The sequence below is a fragment of the Amycolatopsis sp. NPDC104863 genome (genome assembly GCF_055582965.1).
Window position 1 is genome coordinate 892,365 of the sequence record NZ_JBVJOW010000004.1, and the last position, 19,213, is coordinate 911,577.

At 68.9% G+C, this 19,213-nt stretch carries 15 protein-coding genes; 12 read left to right on the forward strand and 3 right to left on the reverse strand.

Features of this window, described 5'->3' with window-relative positions; translation table 11 throughout:
- Positions 1–35 precede the first annotated feature (35 nt).
- From ACZ63J_RS25930 to ACZ63J_RS25945, 4 genes are all read left to right on the forward strand, one after another.
- Entirely contained in the window at positions 36–1,511 is a 1,476-nt protein-coding gene (locus ACZ63J_RS25930) for a serine/threonine-protein kinase (protein WP_465400176.1), read from the forward strand.
- 118 nt (positions 1,512–1,629) lie between these two features.
- The gene (locus tag ACZ63J_RS25935) at positions 1,630–2,688 is read left to right on the forward strand and encodes a glycosyltransferase (RefSeq protein ID WP_465400346.1); all 1,059 of its coding nucleotides are present in this window, start codon (positions 1,630–1,632) and stop codon (positions 2,686–2,688) included.
- Positions 2,689–2,727: 39 nt separating this feature from the next.
- Entirely contained in the window at positions 2,728–2,946 is a 219-nt protein-coding gene (locus ACZ63J_RS25940; protein ID WP_465400175.1) for a hypothetical protein, read from the forward strand.
- A gap of 21 nt (positions 2,947–2,967) precedes the next feature.
- The gene (locus tag ACZ63J_RS25945) at positions 2,968–3,252 is read left to right on the forward strand and encodes an SLATT domain-containing protein (RefSeq protein WP_465439639.1); all 285 of its coding nucleotides are present in this window, start codon (positions 2,968–2,970) and stop codon (positions 3,250–3,252) included.
- 289 nt (positions 3,253–3,541) lie between these two features.
- On the opposite strand, the gene ACZ63J_RS25950 is transcribed toward ACZ63J_RS25945, so the two are convergent.
- Both ACZ63J_RS25950 and pdxR read right to left on the reverse strand, forming a co-directional pair.
- On the reverse strand, positions 3,542–6,781 hold the full coding sequence (locus tag ACZ63J_RS25950; RefSeq protein WP_465400174.1) for a GH92 family glycosyl hydrolase: 3,240 nt from the start codon (positions 6,779–6,781) through the stop codon (positions 3,542–3,544).
- 103 nt (positions 6,782–6,884) lie between these two features.
- Positions 6,885–8,204: a MocR-like pyridoxine biosynthesis transcription factor PdxR gene (gene pdxR / locus ACZ63J_RS25955; protein WP_465400173.1), complete on the reverse strand. Its 1,320-nt coding sequence runs from the start codon at positions 8,202–8,204 to the stop codon at positions 6,885–6,887.
- Between the two features lie 47 nt (positions 8,205–8,251).
- Between pdxR and ACZ63J_RS25960 the strand changes: the two genes are divergently transcribed.
- The gene (locus tag ACZ63J_RS25960) at positions 8,252–9,247 is read left to right on the forward strand and encodes an aldo/keto reductase (protein WP_465400172.1); all 996 of its coding nucleotides are present in this window, start codon (positions 8,252–8,254) and stop codon (positions 9,245–9,247) included.
- Here the strand turns inward: ACZ63J_RS25960 and ACZ63J_RS25965 are convergent.
- The gene (locus ACZ63J_RS25965) at positions 9,175–10,083 is read right to left on the reverse strand and encodes a LysR family transcriptional regulator (protein WP_465400171.1); all 909 of its coding nucleotides are present in this window, start codon (positions 10,081–10,083) and stop codon (positions 9,175–9,177) included. The two genes, ACZ63J_RS25960 and ACZ63J_RS25965, sit on opposite strands and share 73 nt — an antisense overlap.
- Before the next feature lie 70 nt (positions 10,084–10,153).
- Between ACZ63J_RS25965 and ACZ63J_RS25970 the strand changes: the two genes are divergently transcribed.
- The 7 genes from ACZ63J_RS25970 to ACZ63J_RS26000 all read left to right on the forward strand — a co-directional run bounded on the left by ACZ63J_RS25970 (position 10,154) and on the right by ACZ63J_RS26000 (position 19,151).
- Positions 10,154–11,371, forward strand: a complete 1,218-nt coding sequence (locus tag ACZ63J_RS25970; protein WP_465400170.1) for an MFS transporter — start codon at positions 10,154–10,156, stop codon at positions 11,369–11,371.
- Positions 11,372–11,452: 81 nt separating this feature from the next.
- Positions 11,453–12,049, forward strand: a complete 597-nt coding sequence (locus tag ACZ63J_RS25975; RefSeq protein WP_465400169.1) for a toll/interleukin-1 receptor domain-containing protein — start codon at positions 11,453–11,455, stop codon at positions 12,047–12,049.
- Positions 12,046–13,671, forward strand: coding sequence for a tyrosine-protein kinase family protein (locus tag ACZ63J_RS25980; RefSeq protein WP_465400168.1), 1,626 nt, complete (start codon positions 12,046–12,048; stop codon positions 13,669–13,671). Before ACZ63J_RS25975 ends, ACZ63J_RS25980 begins: the two co-directional genes overlap by 4 nt.
- 9 nt (positions 13,672–13,680) lie before the next feature.
- Complete coding sequence (locus ACZ63J_RS25985; RefSeq protein ID WP_465400167.1) at positions 13,681–14,343, forward strand: hypothetical protein; 663 nt, start codon at positions 13,681–13,683, stop codon at positions 14,341–14,343.
- A complete protein-coding gene (locus tag ACZ63J_RS25990) occupies positions 14,340–17,492 on the forward strand; it encodes a helicase HerA domain-containing protein (RefSeq protein ID WP_465400166.1) in 3,153 nt (1,050 codons plus the stop codon). The genes ACZ63J_RS25985 and ACZ63J_RS25990 overlap by 4 nt, the downstream gene beginning before the upstream one ends.
- A 176-nt stretch (positions 17,493–17,668) precedes the next feature.
- Positions 17,669–17,845 carry a hypothetical protein gene (locus tag ACZ63J_RS25995; RefSeq protein WP_465302191.1) on the forward strand — a complete coding sequence of 59 codons (177 nt, stop codon included), beginning with the start codon at positions 17,669–17,671 and terminating at the stop codon, positions 17,843–17,845.
- Between the two features lie 100 nt (positions 17,846–17,945).
- Positions 17,946–19,151, forward strand: coding sequence for a helix-turn-helix domain-containing protein (locus ACZ63J_RS26000; protein ID WP_465439625.1), 1,206 nt, complete (start codon positions 17,946–17,948; stop codon positions 19,149–19,151).
- The last annotated feature ends 62 nt before the right edge of the window (positions 19,152–19,213 follow it).

Consider the following 19,213-nt stretch of genomic DNA (forward strand, 5'->3'; position numbering starts at 1 on the left):
GCTGACCGGATCTCGGCCGCTTCGGAGAATGGTGGATGCTCGTGGAAAGTCGCCGGATCCGCGATCGGTACCGGCTGATCGAGCCGATCGGCGGCGGCGCGATGGGCACGGTGTGGCGCGCGCAGGACGAACGGCTCGACCGCACGGTGGCGATCAAGGAACTCCTGCTGCCGCACGACCACGACGAGCACCGCACCGAAGAAGCGAAGAACCGCGCGATGCGCGAGGCGCGGATCGCCGCCCGGTTGCAGCATTCCCACGCGATCACCGTGTTCGCCGTCCTCGAAGAAGAGGACCGGCCGTGGCTGGTGATGGAGTACCTGGCGTCGAAGAGCTTCGCCGTCGTGATCGGCGAGGAGCCCGTCTCGGTCGACGACACGATCCGCATCGGCGCGCAGATCAGCTCGGCGCTGGCCGGCGCGCACCGCGCCGGGATCGTGCACCGCGACGTGAAGCCGGCCAACATCCTCGTCTCCGACGACGGCACGGCGAAGATCACCGACTTCGGCATCTCCCGCGCGATCGGTGACGTGAAGCTCACGGCCACCGGGGAGATCGCGGGCACCCCCGCGTACCTCGCGCCGGAGGTGGCCCGCGGCGAGGACGCGGACTTCGCCTCCGACGTCTTCTCCCTCGGCGCCACGCTGTACGCCGCCGTCGAGGGGCAGCCGCCGTACGGCACGGCGGACAACCCGATCGCCTTGCTCTACAAGGCCTCCAGCGGCGAGATCGAGCCGCCGGCCAAGGCGGAGCGGCTGACCCCGCTGCTCGAGCGGATGCTCGCCACCGACCCGGCCGGGCGGCCGTCGATGGACGAGGTCGAGCGCGAGCTGCGCGCGCTGCTGAACGACGCCGAGCCGGGGGAGTCGGTGCTCGCGACGACGGTCCCGGACGCCGACGTCGCGCCGGCCCCCGTGCTGATGCCGACGGTGCCGGCCGCGGTCACCGTGCCGGCCGGGCAGGGTCAGGTCAGCGCGGTCTCGCCGGGCGCGCGCAAGGGCATGATCGCCGTCGGGGCGGGCGCGGCGCTGCTGTGCGTCGCGGTCGTCGTCGCGATCCTGCTGGTCGTGCGCCAGAGACCCCCGCAGGACAACGCCGCCCCGCCGGCCTCGCCGGTGCTCTCCACTTCGGCTTCCGTGACCCCGTCCGCGACGCCGTCGCCCTCTCCGTCCCCTTCGTCGGCCCCGCCGACCACGTCACCGACGGTCTCGTCCGTCGCCCAGACGAAGTCCGCCGCGGACGCGCTGTCCGCTTACTACGCGTTGCTGCCGGGCAACCCCGCGGAGGCGTGGAAGCTGCTCACCGAGAAGTTCAAGGCGTCGCGGAGCCAGACGTACGAGAAGTACACGAGCTTCTGGGGCCGGTACAAGGTGGTGACCGCGACCAGCGTCAAGGAAGCCGGGCCGGGCCGGGTCACGGCGCACGTCGTCTACGACGGCGGCAACGCCGAGAACGACACCTTCACCATGGTCCAGGTGAACGGTGTTTGGATGATCGACGCGCAGAACTGAACCGTTCGGCACCGGGGCGCGTGTGACGTATGAGCCGTCACCGCCGTCGACCCGCGCTGGAGGTAGCCGTGTCCGTTCCCACCCTGTTCGGGCGCGCGCGATGAGGCCCGCCGACCCGATGGTGTTCATCCTCCCGGCCGCGCCGCCGGGCAGTGACACCTACGACAAGCGGATGTGCCAGAACCTCCCGGCCGTCGGCCAGCCGGTGCTGGAGCTGCCGATCGCCGGGGACTGGCCGGAGCCGGACGCGACGTCCCGGCGCCGGCTGGCGAGATCCCTGGCCGCCCTGCCGGACCGGACGGTCGTTCTGCTCGACGGCACGATCGCTTCGGGCGTGCCGGAGATCGTCGTCCCGCACGCGCGCCGGCTGCGCCTGGCCGTGCTGGTGCACCAGGCCCTCGCCGACGAGCCCGGCCTCGACCCGGCGCACGCCGCCGAGCTGGACGCGTGTGAGCGCGAAACGCTGCGGATGGCCGGCATGGTCGTCGCGACCAGCCCGTGGCTGGCCCGGCTGCTGATCGACCGCCACGACCTGGACCCGGGCCGCGTGTTCGTCGCCAAGCCCGGCACCGACGCGGCCCCGCTGGCGGCCGGCGCCGACGGCGTGTCGCGGCTGTTGTGCGTCGGGGACGTCACCCGCCGCAACGGCCACGACCTGCTGGTCCAGGCCCTCGGCGAGATCGACCACCTGGCGCTGTCCTGCGTTTTCGCCGGGTCGCTGGAGGCGGACCCGGGGTTCGTCGACGAGCTCGGCTGGTCGATCGAACGCCTCGGCCTGGGTGGCCGCATCACGCTGGCCGGCGACTCGGTGGACCTCGGCGTCGCGTACAACGCCGCGGACCTGCTGGTCGTCCCGGCCCGCGCGGCGACCCCGGGGATGTTCGTCGCGCAGGCGCTGGCCCGGGGCATCCCGGTGCTGGCGACCGAGGTCGGCGGGGTCTACGACGCACTCGGTGTCGACGCCGACGGCGAGGTGCCCGGCCTGCTCGTCGAGCCGAACGACCCGTTCGCGCTGGCCGACGCGCTGCACCGCTGGTATGCGGACCCGGAGCTGAGGCGGTCCTTGCGCACGGCGGCGCTGGGCCGGGGCAGCGCTTTGGAGGAGTGGGACGTCGCGGCCCGTCGGCTCACGAACGTGCTTTCGCGGCTGGCGTCGGAACCCCGCATCGTCGCCTGAGGCTTGCCGCGGCGGCCGCGGCTCCGCCAACCTGACGCCATGGCGTCCCCTCTCGATTCCGAACGCGGGTTCCTCGAAGTCGCCGGGCGGGAACCGGACCGCCCGCTGCGCGACCAGCTCCTGGGGTTCCGCGACCTGGTCTCGGCCGACATGGACTGGGCCGACAGCCGGAAGCGCCGGTTCCGCCGGCGCGCGTCGGCGGTGCGGGTGGCCGCGCTGCTGCTCACTGCGGCGTCGACCGTGGTGCTGGGCATCTAGGAGATCCCGGCCCGGGCGTCGATCGCGCTGCCGATGGTCGCGCTGGTCACCGTGCTCGGCGGGCTCGAGACGTTCTTCAACTGGCGCTCGCGCTGGGTGCTGATGGAGGAGACCCGCTACAACCTCAACCGCATCCGCGACGAGATGGACTACTACCTCGTCGGGACCCCGACGGCCGAGCTGACCCGCGAGCGGCTCGAGGAGTACTTCGACCGGCACCAGACCACCTGGGCCGACGCCAGCCGCCAATGGGTCGAGTTCCGCAAGCTCGACCGGCCACCGCAGGCGCCGGAAGTCCGCGCCTGACCGATTCCTCCCGGCGGTGAAGAGCACCCCGCAGCGCGCCCGCGCCACCCTCGGCGACGCCCCGGCCGTGACCGAGCCGACGGAGCCCGAGCAGCGGGCGTTGCCGGAGCGCTACATGAGCGCGTTCGTCAACGCGGACTTGGCGGCCCTGGAGCAGGTCCTGCACGACGACGCGGTGATCGAGCCGGTGCCGTCGCGGACGTGGCCAGTCACGGCATCGCGAGGATCACCGTCTTCGGCTTCCCTGGCCTGGTGGAACGGTTCGCCGGCGCCCCGGCGAACCGAACCATCACGCCAGGGTGAGCGCGTAGATCTCGACCCGCGGGTCGTTCGGCAGGCTCACCGACTGCAGCGTCTTACCGCCGTCCAAAGCGGCCGAGATGCCGAACAGTCGGACCGGCGGGCCGTCGACGCCGCTGCCCGCCTTGATGCGGTGCGGCATGTCGAGCACCACCGGGGAACCCGAGCCGGCCCAGTCGCCGAACGTTGCGGCCAGGTCGGTGCTCGTGCCGTCCGTGTAGTGCGCCGTCAGCGTTGTGGTCACCGGTCCGTTGTGCGACGACCCCACCAGCCGAAGCGCCGTGTGCTGTCCCGCCGGGAGCAGCAGCGACTGCCCGCGCGCTTCGACGAAGTTCGCCGCCGTGCCCGACGCGTCCGGGGCCGCGTACGTGACGCCGTCCCAGGTCACCGGGCCGGCCGCTGGGAGCAGTGACGCGTCGTAGCTCCAGCCGCCGCCGTCGAAGTTGCCCTCCGTCGACGCCGAAACCGTTGCCGTGCCGTCGTGGTTGTAGTCGCGGCCGAGGTCGACCGCGCACTGCGTCCCCGAGGTCACACACGCCGACGGCGTCCGCACCTCGATCGTCGCCGACCGCGAAACGCTGTTCGCGCCCAGCCCGGACACCTTGACCTGCACCGGGTACGTCCCGGCGGCGGCACCAGCGGGCACCGTCACCGTGATCGGCACCGTCTTCTGCACCGGCAGCCGTCCCGACCAGATCACGTCGACCGGCTGGACCTTGGTCCTCCACCCGGCCGGCGCGGTCGCGGAGATCGTCACCGGCTGCAGGAGCGGGTTCTGCGCGAGGACGTCCAGGTCGAGGTGCACCTGCTGCGCCGCGCCCGCCGGGATCACCACGGACGTCTGCCGCAGCGACGCGTCGACGTGCCGCCGCAGGTCACCGACGGCGTTGTTCACCGAAGGCGGCTCGGAACCGGTCCCCCACGAAGAGGGCTTCGACCCGAGCTTGTGGTTCAGGACACCGCCGTGCGCGACAGCCGACCAGTCGAGCGACGGCTGCCGGACGTCCCGGCCGTTCAGCGACACGCTCTGGACGTACCGGTTCGTGTCCGAAGCCCCCGGCGCGTTCACGGTCAGCGTGCCGCCCTGCGACCGGCCGTACTGTCCGATCCGGACGGTCGCCGACTCGAACTGCGGGCTCGACACGGCGAGGAAGTTCGCGCCGCTCATCGTCGGGTACAGCCCGAGCGACGAGAAGACGTACCACGCGGACATCGTGCCGAGGTCGTCGTTGCCGGTCATGCCGTCGGGGCCGGTGGTGAACAGCGTCATCGCCGCGCGGACGACGGTCGCCGTCTTCGCCGGCGCGCCGACCCAGTTGTACATGTACGGCGCGAGCAGGTCGGGCTCGTTGTTCGGGTTGTACGTCGCCTTGCCGTAGTAGTCGTACGGGCTGGAGATCCAGTCGTTGCGCGCGGTGCCCGCCGGGTCCTTCAGCAGGTTGCCGTAGGCGAAGAAGGAGTCGAGCCGCTTCTCGGTCGTCTTCTTGCCGCCCATCAGCGACACGAGCCCGGCCGGGTCCTGCGGCGCGAGCCACTGGTACTGGTAGGCGCCGCCTTCGTGGAACTGGTGGTCGGCGTCGACCGGGTTGTACGGCGTGAGGAACGTGCCCTCGGTCGTGCGCGGCCGGAACTGCTGCGTCGACGAGTCCCAGAGGTTCTTGTACCACTGGCCGCGGTCGGCGAACATCCGCGCGTCGGCCTGGTGGCCGAGCCCACGGGCCATCAGCGCGAGCGCCGCGTCGGCCGCCGAGTACTCCATGGTCGCGGACGCCGGGTGCTCGCAGTCGTTGTCGCCGCCCTTGGCCGCGCAGTCCTTGCCGAGCACGAGGCCGCTCGGGATGTACCCGCGGTCGTTGTAGTAGTTGACGCCGGAACGCCCGTTGTACGGCGAATCGGCGGGCGGCGTGCTCGTCGCGTTCTTCTTGAGCAGCCCGTACGCCTCTTCTTCGTGGCCGGCAAGCAGGCCCTTCGACCACGCCTCGACGAGGAACGGCGTCACCGGGTCGCCCGTCATGATGTTGGTTTCGCTCTCGGCCAGCGCCCAGCGCGGCAGCCATCCGCCGTCACGTCCGATCGCGACGACCGACAGCGCGACGTCGCGCGCGACCTGCGGTTCCAGCATTTCGAGCAGCTGGTTCTGCGGCCGGTAGGTGTCCCAGAGCGAGAAGTTCTGGTACGGCGTGTAACCACTCGCCGTGTGGACCTTGCCGTCGAAGCCGGTGTACGCGCCGTCCGTGTCGCCGGCGAGGTTCGGGTGCAGCTGCGAGTGGTAGAGCGCGGTGTAGAACGCCGTCTGCCGCTCGGTGGTGCCGCCGCCGATCTTGATCGCGCCGAGCCGGTCGGCCCACTGCTGGTGCAGCGCGGTCTTGGTGGCGTCGAAGTCGAAGTCCTTGGTCTCTGCCGCCAGGTTCTTCCGCGCGCCGTCGAGCCCGGTGTAGGACAGGCCGACCTTGAGGACGACGTCGTGGTCGGTGGACGCGTCGAAGCTCGCCCAGGCGCCGTTGCCGCCGGTGCCCGCGGCGTCACGGCTGCCTTCGGTGCGCGTCGAGCCGCGCCAGGTGCCGTACGAGCTGAACGGCCGGTCGAAGGTCGCGGTGAAGTAGACGGTGTGCTCGTCGTGCCCGGCGCAGAAGCCGCCGGCCTTGACCCGCCCTTCGAGCGTCCGGTCGCCGACGACGTGGATCTCGGAGTCCTTCACGGACTGGTTGGCCTGACCGGTGTTGAACAGGACGTTCGCCTGGCCGGTCGAGGGGAAGGTGTAGCGCTGCCAACCGGTGCGCGCGGTCGCCGTCAGCTCGGCGTTCACGCCGTACTTCTTGAGGCCGACGCGGTAGTAGCCGGGCTCGGCGTGCTCGTCGTCGTGGCTGTACTCGGACTTGTAGGCGTCCTTGTCAACGTTGTCGACGGCGCCGGTGGTCGGCATGATCGGCAGTTCGCCCATCACGCCGCAGCCGACGCCGGACAGGTGCGTCTGGCTGAAGCCGTAGATCGCGTTCTGCAGGTAGTCGTACCCGCCTTGCCCGCCGGTGTCCGGGCTGACCTGCACCATTCCGAACGGCGCGCTCGCGCCGGGGAACGTGTTGCCGAAGTTCTGCGTGCCGACGAAGGGGTTGACCAGGCTCACCGGATCCACCGGCGCGGGCGCGGCCTGCGCCACGGCGGGCGCCAGGCCGACGACCACCACCCCCGCGGCCACCGCGGCGGCCAACCGTCTGCTCTGCGACCACATGGGCGCACCTCCCAGGAGATGACAACGTTGTCAGAAGCGGACCTTTGGTCAGGCCCTCGGTTCGGTCAGCAGCTTTCCACCTCGATGGGCGTTTGAGAAGCCCTCAACCGGCCGCTTCGCGCAGTAACCGGGCAGCGTCACTGACAGCGTTGTCGGCGAGATTGCCGTATCCGAGCACCAGCGCGGGCTCGCCGGGAGCCACGCGGTAGCCGTCGAGGTCCGCCACCTTGACGCCGTTTTCCGCGGCCTTGCGCACCACCGCGCCGGCGTCGCGCTCCAGGTGCAGCACGAGGTGCAGCCCGGCCGCGACACCGGAAAGCCGCGCGGGCCCGAGCGCCTCGACGAGCCGGTCGCGCCGCGCGCGATACCGCAGCCGCGCGGCCCGCAGGTGCCGGTCGTAGCCGCCGCTCTCGACGAACGCGGCGAGCGCGAGCTGGTCGAGCACAGGCGGCGCGTGACCCTGGATCGTCCACTGTGGAGGGAGGGCGACCCAGCCGAGCCCGAGCGCCGGGCTGAGCGTCTTGCTGACCGAGCCGAGCAGTGCGACCCGCGCCGGATCCATGCCCTGGACGGTGCCGACCGGCCGCCGGTCGTACCGGAACTCGGCGTCGTAGTCGTCCTCGAGGATCAGCCCGTCGACGTCCCGCGCCCAGGCGAGGAGCTCGGCACGCCGTCGCGGGGAAAGGACAGTGCCGGTGGGGAACTGGTGGGCCGGCGTGACGAGCACGGCCCGCGTCCCGCGTGGGATCCGTCCGGGATCGATGCCTTCTTCGTCGACCGGCACCGGGTCGATCACCATCCCGGTCGCCGCGGCGGCGTGCCGCAACCGCGTCCAGCCGGGATCTTCGACGGCCAGCCGCGTGACGCCGTTCTCGTGCAGGGCCCGGCAGACGCGGGTCACGCCGTCGGTGACGCCGCCGCAGATCACGACGTCGTCCGTTTCCGCGCCCCGGACTCGCCGCAAGTACCCGGCGAGGGTCGTGCGCAGCCGCGGGTGACCGGCCCGGTCGGGGAGCCCGAAGTCGGCGTGCGGCGCGGTGGTGAGCACCCCGCGCACGGCGTCCGCCCACCGCTGCCGCGGGAAGTGCCGCAGGTCGGGCAGCCCGGGCGCGAGGTCGTAACGAGGCGACGGTGCTTTCCTCGAGGGGACTTTCGGCGGCGGTTCGCTCGCGACGCGGCGCACGCGGGTGGCCGATCCGGTGCGTCCGTCGAGGTAGCCCTCGGCGACGAGCTGGGCGTAGGCCTGGGTGACGACCCACCGCGAACAGCCGAGGTCGGCGGCGAGCTGGCGGCTGGGCGGCACGGCGACGCCGTCGTCGAGCCCGCGGATCGCCCGGCGCAGGGCGCGGGCGAGCTGGTCGTGCTTCGGCCCCGGCCCGCTCAGGTCCAGCAGGACGTCCCAATTGGTCTGTGATCCGGCCACGTCATTGGACTGTAGTACCGGACCGATTTTTGGTTAGCGTCTTCGGTATGAAGAAGGTGGAACTGGGCAGGACCGGTCAGCAGGTGAGCCAGGTGTCGCTGGGCTGCATGACGATGGGCACGTCGACCGACGAGCAGACCTCGGCGCGGATCCTGGACGCCTACCTCGACGCCGGCGGCGACTTCCTGGACACGGCGAACTGCTACTCGTGGTGGGCGGGTCCTTCGTTCACCGGCGGCGAGAGTGAAGCTCTCCTCGGCCGTCTTTTGAAGGGTCGCCGAGACCGCGTCTTCCTGGCGACGAAGGTGTCGGCGCAGCCCACGGACCTCCCGGCGGCGCGCGCGGCGGCCCGCCCGGACGGCACGACGGACTGGGAAGCGCGGGAGCGCACCTACGAGGGTGCGAGCGCCGCGGTGATCCGGCGTTCGGTGGAGGAAAGCCTGCGGCGCTTGGGAACGGACCACATCGACCTGTACTACATCCACGTCGACCTCCGGCGTGATCCGCTGGAAGAGACACTGTCCGCATTGGACACTTTGGTGCGCGACGGCAAGGTCCGCTATACGGGCTGGAGCAATGTCCGCACGTGGCGCTTGGAGCAGATCCACACACTGGCGTTGACCCACGGGTGGTCACCACCGGTGGCGGTGCAGGTCCAGCACTCGTACCTGCGCCCGACCGGCGGCGACACGTCGTCCATCGCGGGCGGCGAGCTACTGGACTGGCTGGCGGCCCACCCGGACGTTTCCCTCGCGGCGTACTCCGCTTTGCTGCGCGGAATCTACGACGACGCGGCCTATCGCGAATCCACGCCGGTGTGGCGCGCGTACGCCGGACCGGACTCCGAGGCACGGCTGGCCGCGGTGGCCAAGGTGGCGTCATCCTTGGGGGCGACGGGCAACCAGGTGGCGCTGGCGTGGTTGCTCCACAAGGGAGTGATTCCGTTGATCGGCCCGCGCACCTGGGAGCACTACGCGTCGATCGCCCCGGCGTTCACTTTGGAGCTTTCGGACGAGCAGCTGTCCATATTGGACAATGCGTAGGTGAGCAGCGCGGCGATGCTCGGCTTGTGCTCGTCGCGCCGCCGCCAGGTCATGGTGACGGCCGTCGTCTCGCCCGCCAGCGGCACGGCGACCGCCCCCGGGTGGTCGACAACGGCGGGCACGATCCCGCACCCCATCCCGGCGGCCACACAACGCGCGAGCGCGGCGAGGCTGCCGACCTCGGTGTCGACGACGGGCCCGTCGAGCCGGTCGAGCATCTCCCGGAAGCCGCAGCCCTGCGGGGTGGCCAGGAAGCCGATTCCGCGGAGATCGCTCGTCCGGATCTCTTCTTTGCCCGCCAACGGATGCGCGGGCGGAACGATGACAACCAGCGGCTCGTCACCGAGTGTCGCGCTGGCGAGCGCGGGATCGTCCGGCGCGTCCCCAAAGGTGAAGCAGACGTCCATTTCGGACGTTCGCACGGCTTGGTAGAGCTCGCCGCGTCCACCTTCCTTGAGGAAGAGCCGCACGCGTGGCCACCGGTCCCGGTAGGCGCTGAGGAGCCCGGGCATCCGTTGCGCACAAAGGGTTTCGAGCGCGCCGACGGTCAGGTCGCCCTCGGGTTCACCGCGTTCTTCGTCCACGGCGGCCTTGGCTTCCTCGACAAGCGAAAGCACCCGACCGGCGTACCCGACCAGCCGTTCCCCGGCGGCGGTGAGCCGCAGCCGTCGACCGCGTTCGAAGAGCTTCGACCCGAGCTCGGCTTCGAGGGCCTGGATCTGTTCGGTGACGCTGGACTGCGCATAGTGCAGCTCGGCCGCGGCGTGGGTGAAGTTGAGCGTCCGCGCGACGACGCGGAAGGTGCGCAGGTGGCGCAGTTCCATGGTGTCCCCCATCGGAGTTCCCGATACCGGCCATCGTAACTCCCTGCTTCCGCGGTTGTCACGGAGCGTCCAGGGTTGAGGGGTGGCAAGACTCCTCATCGGCCTTTCCCTGGGCTACTTCCTGGTCATGCTGGACACGACGATCGTGACGGTGGCGCTCCCGTCGCTGTCGTCCTCGTTGGCGGCGCAGCAATGGATTTCGAACGGCTACACGCTGACGTTCGCGGCGTTCCTGCTGACGGCGGGAGCGTGGTCCGACCGCTTCGGCGCCCGCCGGATGTTCTTCACGGGCCTGCTCTCGTTCGCGGCGCTGTCGCTGTTGTCGGCGCTGTCGGTTTCCGCCGCGATGCTGATCGCCTTGCGAGCGTTGCTGGGAGTCGCCGGAGCGCTGTTGGTGCCTTCGTCGCTGTCCCTGATCACCGCGGCCTACCCGGCACCGGCGTCACGCGCGAAGGCGATGGGCGTGTGGGCGGCATTGAGCGGAACAGGCCTGGTAGCGGGCCCCCTGCTGGGCGGCGTCCTGACGGAGGCGTTCGGCTGGCGGGCGATCTTCGTGGTGAACGTCCCGGTGGCCCTGATCGCCCTGGCGTTGTCTTCAGCTGCCCCACACACCCCGGCTCGCCCGACCCGCACGGACCTTACTGGCCAGCTCTCGACAATAGTCGCTTTGTCGACACTGACATACGCGCTGGTGGAGCACGCTTGGTGGGCCCTGGCGCCGACGGCGCTGGCAGCGGCGGTGCTGGTGATCTCCCAGCGCCGCCCAGGCGCAATGCTCCCGCCAGGCTTGGTCTCCCGAAACCTCCTGGCGGGCGCGATCGTGAACTTCGGACTGTCAGGGGTGTTGTTCGTACTGTCGCTGTACTTCCAGGAAACGCGCGGCTACTCCCCAGCGGCGACAGGCTTGGCATTCCTCCCGCTGACGATCCCCACGGCGTTCAACCCGATCTTCACCGGCCGTTTGGTGGCCAGGATCGGCCCCCGCACCCCAGCAGTGTCCGGCTTCCTCCTGATGGCGCTGGGCACGCTGCTTCAAGCGTTCGCCCCGGCGTTGTCGGTGGTGGCGTTGGCCGCACTGGGATTCGGGGTCTCGCTGGCCATCCCAGCACTGCTGACCGCAGTGGTCGGCTCAGCCCCACCAGACCTGGCCGGCACCGCGGGAGGGGCGTTGAACGCATCCCGCCAGACGGGCGCGGCCTTGGGCGTGGCGATCCTGGGAGCCCTGGCCCCCACGGGCTGGGCCCTCCCGGTCGCCGCAGCGGTCCTCGCAGCCGGCGCGGCGATCGTGTCCACTTTTTAGCCCGTTTTTGGACATTCCCGCGGTTATTGGCCACATTTTTGTCCTGGTGCCGCACTGTTCGGCCTGCATATCATCGTCCGCGTGTCCGGCTACAAGTACGACTTGTTCGTCAGCTACCCCCGGCGGGGAACTGCGGCGAAGTGGCTGTTGAACAACTTCTATCCCTGGCTCATCGATTTTCTGATCGACGAGATCGGCGCGGAGCCGCATGTCTTCATCGACAAGGGGATGAATCGCGGTGTTCACTGGCCTTCGCAGCTGGAGAATGCCTTGCGGCACAGCAAGATCATGATAGCCGTCCTGTCTGGTCCGTACTTCACGTCGAAGTGGTGCATGGCCGAGTGGAACAGTATGCAGGCGCGGGAAAAGGTCCTCGGCTTGGCCAGTCCGCAATGCCCGCAGGGCTTGATCTACCCCGTTCGCTACTCGGACTCGCTCGTCTTCGAAGAAGAGGGACGTCGTCGATCATGGTGGGATTTCAAGGGGCTGGACAATCCGGGGCCGGGTTACCAGGACACCCGTGACTGGCATGCCTTTCAGCAGAAAGTGCGGCAGTGTGCGCAGGACCTCGCCGACCTGCTGAGACAAGTGCCGCCCTGGCAGTCCGACTGGCCGGTCATCACCAGGCCGGATCCCGTGCTGCCGCCACCGCCGCTGTTGCCGAGGTTCGGGTCATGACCGGGTCGGTCACCACTTTCTACTCGTACAAAGGCGGGGTCGGGCGCAGCTTCACCCTGGCCAATGTGGCGGTGGTCCTGGCGCGGTGGGGCTACCGAGTTCTCACGATCGACTGGGACCTCGAAGCGCCCGGCTTGCACCACTACTTCCGTCCTCTGTTGCCCGGGATGCCCCAAGGCGGAGTTGTCGACCTCGCCGCCGACTTCCTTGCCGGCGCTGACCGTCCCAGTCCCCACGCCGTCCGGCTCGATCTCGCCGGCGGGGAGTTGTCGTTGCTGGCCGCCGGTCGGCAAGACGACGATTACACCCGCCTGGTTCAGGACATCAACTGGGAAGACCTGTACCGGGACGGGTTCGCCGAGTTCTTGGAGTGCTGTCGGGCCGAGTGGATCGAGAACTACGACTTCGTCCTGATCGACAGCCGGACCGGCATTTCGGACATCGGCGGAATCTGCACGGCGCACCTGCCGGATCGCCTCGTTGTGTTGTTCACCGCCAACGACCAAAGCGTCAACGGTGTTGTCGACATCGCAGGCCGCGCGAACCAGGCCCGCGACCGGATGCCCTACGACCGGCCGCCGCACCTCGTACTCCCGGTCTTGTCCAGACTGGACAACCGGGTGGAGTACGAACGAGCCGAGTACTGGCAGAACCGGTGCGCCGAGGTCACCTCGCCACTGTTCAGGAACTGGCTCTCCAAGAGCGTGCCGCAAGACTTGATGCTGAGGCACACCACCGTGCCGTACGTGTCTTACTGGAGCTTCGGCGAACAACTGCCCGTGCTGGAGGAACACACGCCGTCGTCCGACCAGATTTCGTTCGTGTTCGAGACGATCGCCGCCGTCGTGGCGCAGCAGTTCGACCGCACGGACCTGCTTGCGGACAACCGAGACGCTTACGTGGCAGCTGCTCGCACACAGCGACGTTCCTACAATCTGGACTTGCTGGTTTCACTTCCCCGGCCGGAGCCGAAAGTCGGCGTCGAACTGATCAAGGAGCTGAGCTCCTTCGGTCTCCGGGTGGACCGGTCCCTGTCCGGTGATCCGGAGTTCTTGGAGCTGGCCGCCGATCCGGCGAAGCACCTGTGCCTCGTCGTCGACGGTGAAGTGAGCAGATGGCAGCAGATGGAGGCGGAGCGATTCCTGCGGCACGCCCTGGACGCGGACAGCGGCAGGCGCCTCTTCTGTGTCTTGACCCCCCGGACCAACCAGGCTGTGTTGCCGGCCTTCCTGCGAAACCTGCAGTTCTTGCGCCTAGGGGCGACGTCCCAGCCCCGTGACGTGGCTCGGCAGTTGCACGCTGTCATCATCAACGATTCGCCGGTCGGCCGGCCCGAGTCCGACGAGGCTGCGTTGCGGGACGCCGCGTCGGCCTTGAAGAAGGTCCCTGACGCCGCAGGGCACCGCGGCCGCTGGGCGTTGGTCGAGCAGACCGTCCGTGACATGGCCAAGGCTTTGATCGATGGCGACATGCCACTGCTCAAAGACCTGACGACTGACCTCGAGCAGCTCAGCGAAGTCCACGCAAACAGCAACCGCGTTACCTCACCGGCCGGCCTGCGCGCCGAAATCGACGCCCTGCTCAGCCGGTTGGAGCGCCGCATCACCGTGTTGACCAAGTGAGGAGGCCAAATGGCAGGGACTTACGGAACCAATGAACGCGCCGCGCTCATCGCGCTGACCTTCCTGAACAGGGAGGTGCCGAACTCGGAACTCGTGAACGATTACGGGGTGAGGCTCTCTCCTGCCGGTCGGCAGAACCTGAAGACAGATGGCATGCTCGCGTTTCGCACGGAAAGCAGTCGGGTGTACCTCCGAATCGAGGAAGACGGAGTCGTGTGGTGCGAGTCGGAGCTCGCCGATGTGGAGCCTCCGCAACGCAGTGGCCCACTGGCTCGCGTCGTGTTCGAAGTCCTGCGGCGACTCGTTCGACGTCTTCAGCGTCAGGACATCCGCCTTGTCGACTTCCTCCGTGAGGGGTCTTCGGAAGGGCCGCTGACCCGGACCGGGCCTCTCAGACCGGATGAGAACGCCGACCTGGAGTCTCTGATTCGTGCGGCCTATCGGAAGCTCGCGAACAGGCCCCAGCAGTTCGTTCGCCTGACCCTGCTCCGCGACCGGCTCGACGGCGCCGACCGCTCCGAGGTGGACAAGAAGCTGCTGGAACTCATGAAGACCGGCGACGCCCAATTCGCGCCGGAATCGAATCGCCGTGGCCTCACCGATGCGGACCGTGCCGCCGCGATCCGGATCGGCCGGGAAGACAAGCACTTGATGGCGATCGGGGAGTCATGACCGAAGAACAGCTTCGGCAAGCACTCGCGGCGGTTCGGTTCAACTCCGCGGAAACGCCGGACGACGTTTGGGGTTCTTCACCTTTTCACGTCGAGGGGTTGCATACCCTCGCCGAGAACCGGATTCGCGCGGGCATCCGAGACGTGAAGAACAGTCGTGGCTCGAATCCCATCGGCCTCGCCCTGCAGGGAGAGAAGGGAGTCGGCAAGACCCACTTGCTCGGCCGGGTGCGGCGGTTCGTGCAGCAGGAGAGCGGCTACTTCTTCTTGATCGACATCACGACCGGTGGAGCCTTCTGGTCTGACGTTCTGCGCGCCATACGGAGTGAACTGTGGCGTACAGGCGACGATGGTGAGCGCCAGTTGGCCAAACTGCTGCAGCGGTTGTGCGACCGAGCCGGGGTAGCCGAGCCGGTGGCCAAGGCGGTTGCCGGGCAGGCACCCCTCACCGTGGAGGACGTCAACGGGTTCCTTGGTGCCGTCCGTGCCGTAGAACCGCAGATTGCCGTCGAGTGCAGCGATACTATTCGTGCCCTCGTTCTGTACGCTTCCGCCGATATCGACCAGGCAGCCACAGGTAAGGACTACCTGTCGGGCCTGGTGAGTGAAGACAAGAAACGGGAACGCAAGTATTGGGGCCTGCCCGGTGTTTCGAAGGATCCGCGCGACCTGGTGAGGGAGATTTCGCAGCTGCTCGCGCTCACCGGTCCTAGTGTTGCGGCGGTCGACCAGCTGGACTCGTTGATTCCCAACGGTGAACCGACGGCAAGAACGATCGATGAGCTGGCCAAGATCGCGGACGGTCTGATGCAACTGCGGGAGATATCCCGACGGACGCTGACGATTGTGGCATGCCTGCCCGCCACGTGGAACCTGCTGGGAGAGAATGCGCCCGACTCGTTCGACGACCGGTTCACCGGAACGCTGAATCTGGGAGCCATCTTCGACGCCCGGCTCGGCCGTGCGGTGGTCCAGAAGTGGCTGAGCATGGTCTACTTGAGCATCGATTTCGAGCCGCCACACCCTGTCTGGCCAATTGCGGTCGGGGCGTTCGATGCTGCGTCCTGGAGTGCGTATACGCCACGTCAGCTGCTTCGGCGTGTGCAGCAACACGCCGAAGTGTGCCTGTATGGCAGGATCCGCGAGCTGCCGTCATTCGACGAGGAACCGGGCGAGGTCGTCGTCGAGGTGCCGCAGGATCTCGATTCCGAGGCAGAGTATTACAGCGAATTCGATCGCCGTTTTTCCGAACTGCGCAAACGAGCCGATGTCGACTCGGCGATGAACAAACACTCGGTGGATGTAGTCATGCCGGGCCTGGTCCAGGCTGCCTTGAAGTCGTGGATTACCGAAGTCGGCAATGACGACCGGTCTTGGGGGACGGAAGCAACGGACGATACCGGTGACCTTCATGCCGGGTTGCGCCGGACCGTCAATGAGAAGCGGGACGTCTGGGAACAGTGGGTGTTCCGTGCCATCGCATCGCAGCACGGAAACATCGTGCTGCGCAAGTTGCGCGGAGCCAAGTCCGCGTCCGGAGTGAAGGAAGGGACCCACAACCGGCACCTGGTGGTGATCCGTGATGGACCACGGGGGTGGGGAGGCGGTGTAACCAAGAATGAGCTCCGCCGACTGGAAAACCTTGGCAGCCTCCAGGTGACGATCAGCAAGGACGACCTTCGGACGTTCTGGGCTCTGAGTCAGATGCTCACCCACCAGAGTTATGAGCTGCTGAACTGGCTCGTGTCCCGCAAACCGGCAAGCAAGACGGGACTGCTGCGGAAGATCCTCCCGGACGCAGGGCAGCCGGGTGGCAACCAGCGGGAGACCCGCCCTCCACCGGAATCGCCGAAAGTACAAGCTCCGAAGGCGACCGAGCAGGAGCCCGCTGCGAGGCGGCAGTCGCAGCCGGAACCGGTGGCACATCAGGAGAACGCTTTCACCCTCGGCCTCGACGGTGAGATCCGCATCGAGCTCGAGTCCCTCCGCAAGCATGCTGTGATCTTCGCCGGTTCCGGCACCGGCAAAACCGTCCTCCTCCGCAGGATCATCGAGGAGTGCGCGCTCCACGGGGTCTCCGCCATCGTGCTGGATCCGAACAACGACCTCGCGCGGCTCGGGGATGCCTGGCCGCAGGCACCCGACGGGTGGCGGGCCGGGGACGCCGACAGTGCCGCCGACTACCTCGCTCACACCGAAGTTGTCATCTGGACGCCCGGACGCGCCGGGGGGCGGCCGCTCAGTTTCCACCCCCTGCCGGACTTCGCCGGCGTTCGGGACGACGAAGACGAGTTCACCGCCGCTGTCGAGGCGGCTGTGGCGCGGCTCGTGCCGCACGCCCGGCTGAGTGGCAGCACCAAAGGCGCCCTTCGTGGGCAGGCCGTCCTCCGCGAGGCGCTCACGCACTTCGCGCAGGAGGAGTCGCGCAGCCTGTCCGGGTTCGTCGACCTGCTCGCCGACCTGCCCGTCGGGGTCAGCAAGCTCGCCACCGGCACGAAGACCGCCGCCGACCTGGCCGAGACGTTGCGGGCCGCGATGGTCAACGATCCGCTGCTCGGCGGGAGCGGTGAACCGGCCGATCCCGCCGTGCTGCTGACGCCGTCGCCCGGCAAACGGGCGCGGATCTCGGTCGTCAGCTTTGTCGGGTTGGCGTCCGAAGAGCAGCGGCAGGGGTTCGTCAGCCAGCTGCAGCTGGAGGTGTTCGCCTGGATCAAGCGCCACCCCGCGGCCGACCGGCCGCTCGGCGGGCTGTTCGTCATGGACGAGGCCCAGACGATCGCCCCGTCCGGGAGCCGGACGGCCAGCACCCAGAGCACCATCCTGCTCGCGTCGCAGGCCCGCAAGTACGGGCTCGGCCTGCTGCTCGCGACCCAGGCGCCGAAAGGCCTGCACAACCAGGTCACCGGCAACGCGACGACGCAGTTCTTCGGCCGGCTGAACAGCCCGGCCCAGGTCGCCGCGGCGAACGAGATGGCGAGGGCCAAGGGCAGCACCGTCGGGGACATCTCGCGGCTGGAACGCGGGCAGTTCTACGTCACCGGCGAGACCTTCGGGTTCCGCATCATGCGGGCCCCGCTGTGCCTGAGCCACCACCCACCCAGCCCGTTGCGCCTGGAAGAGGTACTCGACCGGGCCCGCGACGGTCGCTGACGGAGAAGGCCGCGTTCCGAGGGGGAACGCGGCCTTCTTCGTGCGTTGACCGTTTCCCGCCACAGCGGGAAACGGTCAACTCCTTGTTGTCGAATAGCGCATGACGAATCCTGGTTGCAGGGCGCGGAAATACCGCGAAAGCCCTGAACAATCACCCTCTCCAAGGAGGATTCGCCATGTCCAAAAAGCTGGCCAAAATCGGTGGTCCGATCCTCGCCCTCTGCATCCTCGCGGCGGCCCCGGTGATCGGCGCGACCTCGGCGTACGCGGACGGCGACGGCGGCACCCCGCCGCCGCCCACCACCAGCACGCCGCCCCCGGCGGGCACCAACGGCAACCCCTGGCACGGCTGATGCGTCACCGGGCCGGCCGTGCCGGGTTCACGGCCGGTCCGGTAATTGCGTGGAAGGCACTAAAATGGTGTACTCGGAGGTGGCAGGAATGGAGGTCCGCATGGCCGGGACATTCGGCGCGCAGTTGCGGGAATGCCGGGCTTCGGCCGGGATCTCGATGGGGGAACTGGCCAGGCGGGTCAACTACAGCAAGAGTTACATCAGCAAGATCGAAAACGACCTCAAGCCGCCGAACGCGACGCTGGCCCGGCTCTGCGACCGCGTGCTGGACGCCGGCGGCGCGCTCGTCGACTCGGCGCAGGAGGCGCTCGCGCGGAGCCGGGCCGCCAACACGCTGGACCGCCGCCAGATGCTCGCCGGCGCGGGCGGGGCGGTGCTCGGCATCGCGCTGTCCGGCGGCCCGAGACCGATCCTCGACGACCACGTCGTCACCGGGCTGCGCGCGTCCTTCGAGCACCTGCGCACCCTCGGCATGCAGACCAGCCCCGCGGTGATCCTGGAGTCCCTGGTGACACAGACGCACACCGTGCATGCGCTGGCCAGAGGGAACTCCGAACCCATCCGGTCGCGGCTGCTGCTGCTTGCCGCCCGGATGGCCGAATACACCGGCTGGCAAAGTCAAGAGGCCGGGAGCGAGCAGGACGCCCTGAAGTGGACGAAGCACGCTTCGGAACTGGCCCGTGCCGGCGGGGACCAGGAAATCGCGGGTTATGCGTTCAGCCGGGAGGCCGGGCTGGCGCTGTACCGGCAGGACCCGATCGCGACGATTGACCTGGCCCGGCAGGCACAGCGCCGAGGGCGGCCCGGAACGCGGACGTTCGGCTTGGCGGTGCGACGGGAGGCTCAGGGGCACGCGCTCGCCGGTGACCACGATGCCTTCGAACGCGCGCTCGACAGAGCGGCCGGACCGTTGTACTCGCCGACCGCGGACGATGCCGATTACCCGGCACTCGGACCGTCCGCACCGGATCCGCTGGCGCTCGCCCGCGGCTGGTCGCTGGTCGATCTCGGCCGGTCCGGTGAAGCGGCGGCTCTGCTAGACGCGGCGCTGTCCGGTGTGCCCGATGCCAACCATCGCACCAGAGCGAGGTTCGGCGTCCGCCGCTCCCTCGCGCACGCCCTCGACGGTGAGATCGACGAAAGCTGCCGGACACTGACTGGAGTGATCGACGATGTGGCGCGAGTCGACTCCGCGACGGTGCGCATCGACCTGCGAGAGCTCGGCCGGTGTCTCAGCCGGTGGCGTGGGCATCACTCCGTCCGCGAGATATATCCGGAGCTGAGCCGGGTCTTGCACCGGTACTGAAGCGCGTGAGCGGCCGACGTGAGCCGGCCGGGCCGGCTGAGCCGGTACGGGGCCACGAAGAG